The sequence below is a fragment of the Pseudoalteromonas sp. McH1-42 genome, assembly GCF_022347845.1.
Taxonomy (GTDB): Bacteria; Pseudomonadota; Gammaproteobacteria; order Enterobacterales; family Alteromonadaceae; genus Pseudoalteromonas; species Pseudoalteromonas rubra_D.
In genome coordinates this window covers 1-13,914 of sequence record NZ_JAKRFU010000036.1, presented here as the reverse complement: position 1 = coordinate 13,914, position 13,914 = coordinate 1, and the positions used below count along the sequence as shown (strand labels likewise).

Sequence of the window (13,914 nt, the reverse complement as noted above, 5' to 3'; positions counted from 1 at the left end):
TTGGGTTGGTTTAATTTATGTTTTTTCTTGTTAGTATTTTTTGTCGGTGTGCAGGCCGCCAACGCCCAGCAAACGTCCGGGTCTAATCAATACACGCCTCAATTACCCCCCCATGCCAGTGGGTTACATTTGAAAGGCAGCAGAGATCAGCTCAGCTGGGTCGCCGTTTCGGGTGCAACTTACTATTACATAGAAGCGTATCGCGGCTATGAGGTTTACCAGGCACAAATGAACAGGGCGATTGACGCAGGTATCATGGGCAACGGGAGAGATCCACTGAGCCAGACGAATGCCAATAGTGCCCCGGTGTCGAATACCAGTGATGTTTTTACGCCGCGTTATCAAAGCTATGGTCGCAGCTATACATTAACTGCGCCATTCAGCGACGCCCGCTATTTAATTATTCCCTGCAACCTTGTCGGCTGTGGGGCCGGCTTTGTCGCCCGGCAATACGATGCACAGGGTTATTATCTCAATATAGAATCATTCCAGACTGACAGTCTGACAGTACTTCCCTGGGAGCAGACGAAGCTGAGCTGGAAAGTGGCAGGTGCGCACAGTGTGAGCTTACTCAAAGACGGTCAGCCTTATCGCACGGGTTTGCCGGGTACTGGCAGTGAAATGGTTAAACTGGGTCAGAGTGCCCGCTTTACATTGCGTGCAGAGGGTCACAACTCTGGTATAACCGAAAAGCAGCTCCAGATCATTTACCATGACGTAGCAGATGCCGACACCGTTCATCAGGGGGTCTATTCTGTGCGTTTACAATCCATCGGACTTGATCCTGTGCCTCGTACCGTTATTGCCGTAGATGACAAATACCTATTTTTGACTGATAAGCGTAATGCACTGCACAAAATAGATCATAGTCAGGCACAAGCCAAAGTGGTCTGGACACAGCAGCTCAGCGGCAAAGTGCTTAACCAACCCTTGTCGTTCAATGGTTATCTGTACTTTGGGGTAAGCAGGTTAGATGGCAGCGGAGAAGTATGTCGGCTCGCTGTGCAATACTCTACCCGGGTGAATTGCAGGACGACGTCAGACGGTGTCATTGCCGGTGCCGTGATGGTCAAGCGGCAGGGGTTGACGGGTGTGCCCATCAGTGGTGCTTCGGGTGCCAGCCACCGGTTATCGGGGACGAACTTTACGCAACCGGGTTTTGATTCCAGCATCGTCTTTATTGACCGCAAGGGATTGGTCATGGAGTACGATGCGGCATTGAGCGGCTTATATCAAAGTGCTTACTTGCCTGCCCACATGCGCCAAAGCGACTACCTGGTTACCCCGTCGGTGGACGCGCAGACACGCACCCTTTACCTTCCTTTTACTAGTGCCAGTGATGGTCACCGCAGTGTGGCGGCGATTTCAATTGATGACCCGAGCGTTTTTAATGACAATGGACCCACAGACCCCACTGATCCGATCAATCCCGATCCGATAGGCCCCGGTGGCCCAATCGATCACTTTTCTGTTCCCTTAAACCTGCCGTCAGAGCGCGAGTTGGCGCGTAGCATTCAAAATGCCGCCTATAACGACAACATGATCACCGTGGAATGGACACAAGACACAGGAGCGGGCAATGAGTAAACGATTCATAATCGTGGTTTGGATGCTGTTATTTTGTGAGACAGCATTTGCAACGGCTATCAGTGTACCTCAAGAGATTGCGCGAAGGCAGAGGGAGTACTGTTTAAACTCTGGTGGTTCTGTAGTTGTGTCTAAAGACACGAAAATGCCAATTGATATTACCTTTGATATCTACTCTCAATCCATGGGCGCTAACTTTGCATCTGCGAAACTAATCAATCGCACGACAGGTGAGGAAAAGAGCATCTCGATTTCACCCGCCGATGCCACCAAGACAGTCTCCGTTTCTAAAGTAGGCGTTTATACTCTCCCAGTCGTTTATCGTTACGCGACTAACAATTCAACTTTAGAAGGGCTATGGGGTGGAGAGATTTACGGTCATCTGTATGTTGAAACAGCGAAATGTGAGCCTGGTTTCGGAGTAATACAAGCCACTAAACCCCGGGTCTCTATAACCAGCTCAAGTGGGGACGGAAACGACAAAAAAACGGTTACGCTGAAGGCTACTGCGACTGATGATGGTCGTGATATCGAATCTTTGAAAATCTGTTTGATTGAATCTCAGGAGCGATGTGACCCGGTGATTTCATGTACCAGCGATGCTCAAGGGCGATGCAGTGGCTTTAATGATCGTGGCCAGGTTACTGCCACCTTGTCTTATGAGCAGCAGTATGGGCAGCGTCTCACATTCAGGGCAACGGCCACAGATAAATATGGTGTGTCATCCAGCAGTGAGCATCAAACAGAAGTTATCACTGAAGACAACACCAGCTCAGCCGTCTCTCTGACACTGTATAACATGGACGGCCAGCCGCTTGAAAATGACGTAATGCTGTCTGGTGAGCAAGATATCATAGCCGTTGCGCATGTTCAGGATCAGGATGAAACGTCGGCCAACTGGCCCAGCTCAGCCACGCTGAAAGTAAATGCCAATAATGTTGCCCTGCTCAATCGCACGAATTCCCTCACTTTAAGCACAGGGTCGCTGAATGCGCAGTGCTTCAAGTCTGGCAACGAAACGGTAAATAGAAGCGATACGTACTGTTATCGGCAAGTTCGTATCTCGAGCACGACTCGGTTTAAGGCATTAGCCGGAGGAGGGGAATCCAACGAGATTGCGATTAATGTGGCAACCCGGCCTAACCTGACCAACGTATCCCTCCGGGACGATGTCGTTTTGCCGGGTACCTCGCTTAAGCTGGCGTTTTCCGTGGTTGATGACAGTCAGGCTGTAAGTAAAGACCGAATTTCAGTGTGCTACATGCCGCGCGCAGCGTCGTCTGCCACGCTGACCAGCTGCGAAGGGGCCACTTCGGTGAGCAGCACTTTAGTACAGGGGCAAAATAACACCTATACCGCAGAGTTCTCAGTGCCACAGCCCGGGCGTTACCACCTGTTAGTCCTGGTGAATGACAACTCCGGGTTAACGGATGCTCAGGCGCGCTCTTCGCTGACCTTTTCTACTATCCAAAGTGCGGGCGTTGCGCTGCATGTCCCGAACCCGGATGACCTTAACCCGTCCGAAGGGTTGCAGCGAATGCGAGGCACAGCGTTCGAAGAAGAGATCCTGGTTGGTGCATTAAGTTCTGAACCTGGTTATCTGTGCCGCGTAGCCTTGTTCAGTGAAGAAGCTGGTGGAGAGATTGCCAGCGCAGTCGTAGAGCAGGCATTACCCAACCTGGAAGATGACAATAACAGCCTGGTCGCAAAACTCACCTGGTCACCTTCGTCATACCTGCCAAAAAACTTGAACGTAAAGGCCAGAGCCTATTTGCGACAGGGCAGTGTGTGCAGTGCCTCTACTGAGCGGGCCTTTGACAGTGTCGCGTCTTATTCATTTACACTGAATTCTGAGGTCCCCACGAACCCACAAGTGGTGCTGGAGCATGATGGCACTGCATCTCCGGGTGTGATCAAGATTACGCTAGTAAGAAGTGGAGCAGATCATGCCAATCAGTATGAGCTTTACGAGTTTGTTGGCACCGCAGATCAAGCATGGGATCATGACCTGACAAACTGGCATCGCGCTGGGCCATCGCTCAGTGCAGACAACGTGCCGTTACAGCAGTTCGTGACAAAACCGCCTGTGGATCATAACAAACGCGCGGTGTACTGCGCTGTTGCTACCAATGAAGATCACACGGGGCCTAAAACATATAGTACGTCATACTGCGCTCAGACGACCATTCATAATCAGGGCGATGCGCCCCCACCGGCTTATTTTGATAACGACGACTATTATTTTGGCCCTTATACACTCAACATTGAATCCGCGTCGAATTATGCCAGCCAGGCTGATTTAGCGCTGTATTTTAAACTTGAGCGCAAATTGGCAGGCAATAGTGACTGGGAAGTATTGAACCAGCAACTGGAAGCCCGACCTTACAGTGCCAGCGCGCCTGAAGCACAATATGCGATCACACGGCCCGCCGCCAACCAGACGGTTACATATCGGGTGACGGCATTTAACCGCAATGGTGCGCAGAGTGTTCAAAGTGCACAAAGTACTTTTTCTGTGCAGCACGTGAACGCAAAAATTGTCTCGGTTGTTCCCGGCAGTGGCGAGCGGGAATATGTGGTAACCGGTGTGGCGTTTGCCCCACAGGGCAATATCGTGTCGGTGCAACAAAATACCACCGGAGTCAGCCATCAGCTGGGTGCAGCTGACGTTACGTATATCGACAGCACCAGGCTCAGGGTGAAGGTCCCTGAGCCGATAGAGCAAGCCTATACGCAGGGTGGCTTTGTGGTGGGCATCAAAAATGCGTTAACCAATGCCAGTTACTCAACTTACAATGTAGATGGTACGTCTGGTGACGTGGCAGACCCTCTGAACTATACGCCCACCGTTGGCTTTAATGGACAGCAGTATTTGGGTAAAGGTAACGCGCTTTACGCCGAGAAAGATCTCCAAACCCAGTGGTTTCGCGAAACGGGCGGGCAGCTCAGCTCTCGCCCGATAGTAACGCAGTCGGGCATTGGCAGCGATGTGGTGTTTGCCGGATCGCAGGACCATCATATTTATGCCTGGAGCCAGATAGGCACCCAGTTATGGAAAACAGCCACGCGTGGCGCTGTTGAGGCCGAAGGTCTGGTGGTCGGTGACGACCAGCTCAGCGGCCAGTTATTTTATGGCTCAGCAGACGGTGCTTTATATGTGCTCAATGCCACAACCGGTGCCATAGACTATTTATACCAGCTTGGCGCTAAGGTGAGCCAGAAACCCATGGTGGTTGGCAATCAGATCTGGGCAGTAACCGAAGACGGTCAGTTACATAAGCTCGACCGTCATGCCGCAGGTCTGCAACCGCTGCGCTGGGGCGACATGGACAACTCGCCTTTGCTGGATGCATTTACACAGGCGTTTCCCGCAGGCTGGACCCCTGGAGAGGATGTCGATGCGCTGTATTCATTGCTGCGTCTTGGCTATCTGGTTTTAGGCCGGGATCTGACCCGTCATGAATTGTCTTTTCTGGCTTATGCAGTGATACATCATAATGTCACGCTGTTGGAAGTTGCGGATGCAATGTTGGCATCAACAGAGGGTCAACAGCGGTTTGCTCCGTCATTGGATGAGACGCAGTTTTACGACCAGCTGATTAATCTGACGTATCACTTGTCGGCCAATGGCCTGGCGGGTTACGACAGAGCCTACTGGATCAACAGGTTAAAGACTGATCTGTCGCGGTCGCAGTTCTTGCTCGAAGTTCAGTGGTCGTCGGGCTATGCCGTTACCTATAATCAGGCAGTTGTCAGTACGCTGTATTACTACTATGGCCATTGTTATAAGGATGCCCTGTGTAACGACTGGGTTGACTCGGATGGCGACAACGTCAGTGACGTGGCAGAAACAGTGTTGGGAACCAATAAACTCGACCCCCGTGATGGCTTACTAAGTGCCCCTGACCTGACATTAACGCCCGAAGGCGCAGGCCGTATTAAAGCCGAATTTAGCTACGGCCGCGATCTGGCCAGGTTTAAGCTGGTGGATGTGGCCAGCAATACTGCACCAACCAGCCATGCGGCGGAAAATCGTCAGGCAGAGGCGGTGCTGGTCTATCCCAACGGCAGCCACCGCTTTTATGCCCAGGCTTGTATTGATGTGGCAGTGAATGCAGCTAACCCAAACAATACAACTGAATTCTGCTCTACGCCGTCGGCAGAGCAAACCATCACTGTGCTGGATAGCTTAGCGCAGGGTCAGATAACCCCGCATTCTCCACCGCTGGCAACCGCCAGTTTTGAACCGGCGAGTAGCAGTGCACTGGACACCCACTATAAGTACAGCTTCACAGCGGGCAGCTTCCGGGTCAACGAGCAAGGGGCGGCAACGTATAGCATTCCCATTGTATTACCACAGGGAATAGCCGGGGTAACACCTGAGGTGAGCCTCAATTACAACAGTCAGCAACCGGCATCGTCAGTGGCTCAGGGGTGGCAACTGTCGGCAGGCTCGGCCATTACGCGCTGTCGTCAGACGCTGGCGCAGGACGGCGCATTTAAACCGGTTTCTATTGGTCTGGATAATGAAGATCGCTATTGCCTGGATGGTCAGCGGCTCATACTGATCAACAACGCAGAACACGGTAAGGTGGGTGCAGAGTATCGCACTGAAATAGACTCCCAGCAGCGCATTGAGATTGAGCCAGGAGAAGAAAGCTACAAGGTGCAGTTTGTTGTGTATGGTAAAGATGGCAGCAAACGTATTTATGGCGGCACAGACAATAGTCAGGCCGGGGGGGAGCAGTACCCGTCCAGCTGGTTGATAAGACAGAGCATGGACAGTGTTGCCGCCGCGGGCGCTGCAACCGAGCCTGCCGCAAACGTCATCCAGTATCGTTATCGTCATGGCGGCTTAGCTGGTCGTCCGGACTCCGCGCTGGGGCAGCTGGAGACCGTGTTATCGAGCATTAATTATAGCGGATATACCGTGACCTTTAACTATCAGGCGGGTCCCGTGCGTAATCTGGCCTACAGCCTGGAGGCGGTATCGCAGCCCATGCAGGCACAGGCAGAATTGACGGGCATCCGGGTCAGCAAAGGTCAAACGCCACTGCATTACTATGAGTTACAGACGGAGCGTGGGGCTAATGGGGTGCGTCAACTCAAGCAGGTACGCCATTGCGACCGACCTGTGTCAGACGGTGATGCAACGTGCAAACAGCCAGTGACATTTGACTATGAGCAAACCAAAACCTATCCGGAGATGTCAGCCAGTCAGGATCTGCTTGGTGTGGGTATGCATGAGAAAATCGTTGCGACCAGTATTCTGGACAGCAATGGCAATGGCGAGCCGGAGCTGGCGGCGCTGATCCAGCTGCAGGACACCTACCAGCATGAATTGTGCCTGATAAAGCGTGATGGTACCACCCAGTGTCAGGTGATAGACACGTATAACCGCGAAGACAGTGTCAGCATGATGCCCTTTGATCGTGAAGGAGATGGAACGCAGGGGCTGTTGATCCAGACCAAAAAGCCGCTTCATGGCGCCGACGTGAGCATCCAGTGGACATATTTTGTGTTTGATAAAACCCCCTGGCAGAGCGGCTCTATAACGGGGAGTGACAATATAAAGGCGCTCCGCATTGGCGATGCCAATGGTGATGGCTTTGACGACTTAATGTATACCGACACAACAGCCTATCAGCAGCCGCGCCTGGTACTGAATGGCGATATTTCACTAGGTTATCACCAGGATATCCAGCGTAACCTGGAGAACGATGCTCCCTTTTACTTTATGGATATGGACTTTGACGGCAAGGCTGATCTGGTGACATCTACCTGCGCAAAGGACGGATGTCGTGAACCTGGCAAGTATGACTATGTGTTTGTCTTTTATAATCGCTATGATCCAGCCAATCTTAAGCATAAGTTCGAAGTGGGCACTTACTCATCTCAGCCTGTTGTACATAGCAGCCTGACACCGATGGACATCAACGGTGACGGGACGCTGGACCTGATGTATCAGAATCAGGATGACGACTGGGAAGTCGTACTGGGTCGCCCGGCACTCGGAGAAGGGTTGTTCTTTGACCGGGATGCGATCACGACCCTCACGCCCCCTGATAATGTCAACATTACAAGGGAAGTCGCTATCTGGGCTCCCCTGCTGGCCGATCTCAATGGCGACGGTCAAACAGAGCTTTATGTGACGGGTAAATCGACCACTGGCACGCGAGAGTTTGGCTTGTATCGTTACGAGTTTGAGCCGGGCACCCGAACCTTTAACACCCCAACGGAGGTGGCTTATCGGCTTGACCAGACACCAACGTCTGGCGCGATGGTGTTTTTTGCAGACATGGACGGTGACGGCACCCCTGAGCTGGTGGCGCAAAACCATCATCAGATCACCCAGTATGGCCGTACATATCAGCAGTTTGGGGCCGGGCGCCTGAGTACCATCACGCAGGGGATGGGCAATCAGACCAGGATTTACTATGGTGACATGTCCGACCCTGCTGTTTATCGCAAAGGGGATGAAGCGGTTAGCGCACAAATGCAAGCCGACAGTGACCTCAAAGTCACCGATTTGGCAGCCGGAGCCAGTCTGGTCCGTGAGGTGCAAACCAGTGCTCTGGATACGCAAACGGGCGACACAACGCTGAGCGTGACCTATGAATATGAAGGCGCGCGGGTGCAATTTGGTGGTCGTGGCTGGCTGGGCTTTTCGGCGCTGACCACCAACACCACCAAAGACGGTCTGCACATTGCTACTCGCACAGAGTACGAACAGGCCTTCCCGCTCACGGGTATGCCAAAGCGTACCACTAAAACATTGTATGTGGATGGCAGGGCACAGGTGCTGAGTGATGCCTATGATGACTACGCTGAGGTTGCTAAGCCCGGCTTAACAGGGACCTTTTATCAGGTTTACAATCAGAAAAGCCGTACTTGTAGTGCCCGAGTAAATACCGACAAATATTGGGCAGACGGGTATGATTGCAGCCAGACCACCACAACCCAGGATGACTATGGCAACGTGACCAAGATGGTGGTTGCTAAGTACCCGCATGATAAAAGTACCCTGGGAGATCTGGTTCTGCAAGAGCCTGTTACTGTGGTATCTGGTGTGACGACGTACAATAAATATGGCACCCCTGAAGAGCAGGCGCTGGGTCGTTTGCGCGATGCGGTTGTGATACATGCCCGTGCAGGACAGGGCTATATCAGTCGTACCAGTCACTTCACTTACAAACAAAGTGGTGCGCTGGCAGGGTTGCTGGAAACTGAGATCGTGGAGCCCAATGGGGCTTGCGATGCCTACCTGAAAACCACGAATGGCTATGATGACTTTGGTAACCTCATCAGCAAGCAGGTGCAAAGTAAAGACGGTTGTTCAGACTCTATCAACCGAACCAGCACCACGACCTATGACAGTGAAGGGCGCTATGTGGTGTCGCAGCACAATGGAATATTCACATCCGCGCAGGTGATATCGCGGAATAAGTATGGCCAGGTGACAGAGGCCCGCAATGCCGATGGGGTGTCGCAGTACACTTACTATGATGCGTTTGGCGGTGAGATTGGCAGCCATTCACCCAGCGGGGCACAGCAACGCACCCTGATGACGGACTGCCTGATTGGTGCGCCAGCCTACTGTGCATTTGCCAGTGCAACTTATGTGAATACTGAACTGGTCGCACGCACTTACTATGATCGCCTTGGCCGTGTGTTAGCTAAGGCGCGCCTGACGCCTAAAGGGCAGTGGCTCCAGGATACCACCCATTATGATAAGTTTGGTCGGGCTGTGGTTGTCACGCCGGCAGGCCATGCATCAACGCACACCTATTATGATGTGCTGGATCGCGTGATCCAGGTGGATGACCATCAGCTGGACTTAACGACTACTCAGCGGGTGGAAGATCGAACACTCACCGCGCAAGTGACGGCTACAAATGGCAGTGGTATTCCGGGAGGAGCCCAAACGACCATCACCACACACAATGTGCATGGCGAGAAGCACACAGTAACGGATCAGACCGGTCAGGTGCTGACCTACAGCTACAACCGGCTCGGATTGCTGGAAACGGTGAAGTCCTCTGCCGAGGGTAATACTGCTCTTATCACCAACACCTACAATCTGATCACAGGCCGTAAAGAGCGCACTGAAGATGTTGACCGGGGCAACTGGCAGTACACCTACAATGCACTGGGCGAACTGCTGACACAAACTGATGCCAATGGCGATAAGCAGAGCTTTGTGTATGACGACCTTGGCCGTAAAACACAGCTCAACATTAACGATGCGGTTGATAGCCAGTGGCACTATCACCCCAGCCAGCCCTGGCGTCTGGACAGCGAGCAACGCGGCAGCTGGGTTCGGTCATACCTGTATGATCCGCTGGGGCGTCAGGTCGCATCGGTCACCGATCTGGAAAGCGCACTGAGCTGTAAAGATGAAGTCAGCTATGAGCCTGCTACCAAAGATGTGCGGATAACCGACGCACTGGCCTCAGTGCATGATGCTAAATGTGTTGTACAGCTAACCACCTTTGATGAATATGGCCGAGTGTTCCAGCAGTTTGATGACTATCGTCGTACCCGGGATCGCGGCCGCTTTGTAGAGGCCCGGGGCCAGCGCTTGTATTACAGCGCAGGCCAGGTGTATCAGAAGCAAGAAGCGCGCGAGGGGGATGCCGGACAGCTTTACTATGTTGCCGAATCTGAAGACAGTGCCGGACGTGTGATTGGCTATAAAAAAGGCCACTTCAGCATGGTGGTGGGCTATGACAGCCGTGGCAACCTGAAGACGCTGGGCGTAGATGAGCACAGTGCTTACAGTCACATTCAGCAGCACAGTTACACCTTTGATGCGCTGGGGAATCTGACCAGTCGCGCCCTGACTGCGGCAGAAACAGCGACCACCTTTGGCTACGATGCACTGAATCGGGTGACGACGGTGAACGGTGAGGTTCGTTATGGCTACGATGCAAACGGTGACCTCACCAGCAAAGATGGCTGGACGCAAAAGTATGGCAAGGCAGGTGAACCTTTACATGCCATCTATGAGCGGGTTAAAGGGTCACAGACCGAAACCTTCCGTTACGATGCCAATGGCAATCAGACAGGTGCAACGGTCTTGCTCAATGGGGTGTCGCAGGAACGCACACTGACCTACAGCACCCGTAACAAGGTGACCCAAATCAGCCAAAATGGCGAGGTGATAAACTTTGAGTACGACGCCAATAACCGCCGTTATAAGCGCACAGAAGGCAGTAAAACCATCTACTATGTTGGCGCGCTGGAGATTGTGGATGAAGGCGCCAGTGGTGAATTTGCCAATCAGCATTATGTGCGTCGCAGCATTAACGGCGATGCGGTGCAGACGTATCACCCGAACGGGCAGGCCAGCCTGCAATGGCTGTTTACGGACCATCAGGGCTCAGTGGTGGCCATTACCGACTACGCCGGTAAGTTCCTCAAACGCTTTAGCTATGACGTATTTGGTAAACAAAGCGAGATAGTCAGACCGCCCAGCAGTGATACCAGCTACACTCAATGGTCCACTGCTACAATGGGGATCTTTACCCGGGTGCCTGCGAACAGCCGCAGTTATACGGGCCACGAGCCCATTACGCTGGGCGGCGATAACCGCATCATTCATATGAATGGTCGGATCTACGATGCAGACACCGGCCGGTTTATGCAGGCGGATCCGGTGGTGCAGGCGCCGAGTAATCTGCAGAATTATAACGCCTATACATACGTGCTGAATAATCCGCTTTCGTATACGGATCCTAGTGGGTATTTGTTTAATAAGCTTGGCAGCTTGTATAAAAAGTACTGGCAGGGGACGATAGGAAATGCGCTACGTGCAATTTCTAAAGTGCCGGTCCTTAATGCGGCTGCTCAGATTGGGATTGGGATAGTTTGTGGTCCCGGAGCCCCAGCTTGTTTGGGGGCTTATAATGCGGCGCAAACTTATGCAGTGACGGGAGATTTTGGTGCTGCCTTGAAGAACGGTGCCATATCGGCGGCCTCTGCTTATGCTTTTCAGCAGATAGGTAAGCACTTTAAAGCTAAGTTCGGTATCAAGCCAGGTTCAAACTTATCATTCGCAGACTTGGAACTTGGCCAACAATTGCAATGGGCTGGAAGTCATGCACTTGTGGGTGGCGTCACTAGTGTCCTGTCAGGTGGCAAATTCGGACATGGATTTATTGCGGCTGGTTTTACTAAAATGGCCATGGGCAATGCCGGGTTTAATATGAATAACCGCGCATGGACGGCAATTGCAGGTAGAACGGCTGTGGCTGCTATTGTTGGCGGTACAGCGAGTGCTATTACCGGTGGTAAGTTCTCAAATGGTGCACGAACAGCTGCTATGATGCACTTGTTGAATGCTGAGGGGAGGGCTTTGATCACATGGGATAAAGGACCAAGGACGTTAAATGATCTTAAAGAAAAGTATGGATGGGAGAAAGGGAAAACTAAAATCTTCTATGGGAAGAGGGACCTTGCTGGTTTTGCTTATATAGAGAGTGGCTCAAGTGGAACAGATGATGCGAATAATCAAGAGGTACTTCACGAACATATGTTTATTATAGATGCTAATGGTGTATTACATAATCGAGGTTTCACGGGAAGCAAGTATGGACTTGGAGATGACTTTTTATTAAATGGATTTTCAATAAAGGACTATTACTTTAGTAGCTCAGCATTTACTAGAGGAGGAGGGTTTGATGTGGCAAGTTTCATGAATCATCTTAACCCAAGTAACGGTTGGAGTAAAGATGACTATAAATTGTTCTCACACAACTGCCAAGACTATGCCTCTGCTACAAGAAATTTACTATCAAGTGGAAGTTATTAATGTTCAGACCGATTTTTATTTTTTTATTCATGTTAATTTTCGAGGCGAATGCATCTGGTGTAAAAGGAGTTTTCTTAACGGGTGAGACAGCAAATGTTGTTGAGCTTCAGAATAACAAGCTAGTACAAACTTTCAGCATAAAGAAATTGTTGAAACGAGGTCGTGTTGAGAAGTTGCTGCCGATTGACGGCAGTCATTACTTAGCACAAATAATTTCTAGTAATGGTTCGGGACAAATTTATTTAGTTAACTTCAAATCTAATTTGACTAAAAAGCTTTTTGATGGTTTGGGATTGAACGTGCTCGATGAAAACTTTATTTATTTTATCTCTGAGGGGAGGCCTTGTTTGTATGAACTTAATACCGAACAGGTGATTTATGTTGATATTCTTAAGACTGCTTTTTCTAGCTCTGGCTATATGCAGCCGCTTTCTGCAAAGTTATTCAACTCAGACTTATATTTGTCTCTCGGCTACCCATATGGAATTGGTGTTTTTAGTAATGTCAAAGGTACATATAAAAAAAATAAGGTGATAAAAGGGTTGGAGTTTATCGATGTTGATAGTCAAGGCGTTTTAGTAAAGAACGAGCTGGGAGAATATTACTTTCTTAATGGCGATGAAAAAGTTGCTCTCAATCTTGGAGATGTATCAAGTATTAGACTTATTAAAATATTAGATGATGAGATTTTTGGTACGATGACGGAGTTTTCATTATGGCAGTTATCTGAAGTGAGGAAAGTAATTTCTTTCAATATTCGAACAGGAAGCTTATCGAAGAGTTTTAATGTCAGAAAGTATGGTGTATTTTTAAATTTCATTTGAATATTTAAAATATAAAAGAAAGATATAAAAGGCACCCAATCTAAAGCCCCGGCCCCGCCGGTAAATAGTTATAACGCCAGAGTTACATGGACACCCACCCTTAAAGTGGCGTACGGAAGGCATAGTTACATGGACACCCACCCTAAAGTGGCGTATGTAAGGTACGCCGTCTACCTTTAGGTAATGCTCAATGGATTGAGGATGCTAGATTATGCCAATGGCAAGGAAGAGGCAGGTCTAGTTATAAAGACACCCACCTGAAACTGGCGTACGGAAAAAGTAGATACATGGACACCCACCCTAAAGTGGCGTATGTAAGGTACGCCGTCTACCTTTAGGTAATACTCAATGGATTGAGGATGCTAGATTATGCCAATGGCAAGGAAGAGGCAGGTCAGCCTATCAGACACTAAATACTACCACTGCATATCCCGGTGTGTTCGCCGGGCATTTCTGTGCGGCAAAGACCGCTTAACGGGCAAGTCTTTTGAACATCGTAGAGATTGGGTTGAGGAAAAATTGCTGACCCTTGCGAAGGTGTTTTGCATTGATGTGTGTGGCTACGCGGTGATGAGCAATCACACGCATATCGTGCTGTATGTAGATGATAAGAAAGCACAAAGGTTAACAGATAAAGCAATCGTTCTTCGCTGGCATAAGTTGTTTAAGGGCAACTGGTTGACGCACAAA

General features: G+C 50.5%; 3 protein-coding genes and 1 pseudogene. All 4 read left to right on the top strand.

Features of this window, described 5'->3' with window-relative positions:
* Window positions 1–27: 27 nt before the first annotated feature.
* Complete coding sequence (locus MHN31_RS22835; protein ID WP_239445395.1) at window positions 28–1,587, top strand: hypothetical protein; 1,560 nt, start codon at window positions 28–30, stop codon at window positions 1,585–1,587.
* Window positions 1,580–12,400, top strand: coding sequence for an FG-GAP-like repeat-containing protein (locus MHN31_RS22830; protein ID WP_239445394.1), 10,821 nt, complete (start codon window positions 1,580–1,582; stop codon window positions 12,398–12,400). Before MHN31_RS22835 ends, MHN31_RS22830 begins: the two co-directional genes overlap by 8 nt.
* Window positions 12,400–13,224 carry a hypothetical protein gene (locus tag MHN31_RS22825; RefSeq protein ID WP_239445393.1) on the top strand — a complete coding sequence of 275 codons (825 nt, stop codon included), beginning with the start codon at window positions 12,400–12,402 and terminating at the stop codon, window positions 13,222–13,224. The genes MHN31_RS22830 and MHN31_RS22825 overlap by 1 nt, the downstream gene beginning before the upstream one ends.
* 369 nt (window positions 13,225–13,593) lie before the next feature.
* A pseudogene (locus tag MHN31_RS22820) lies at window positions 13,594–13,914 on the top strand (transposase); the annotation flags it as partial.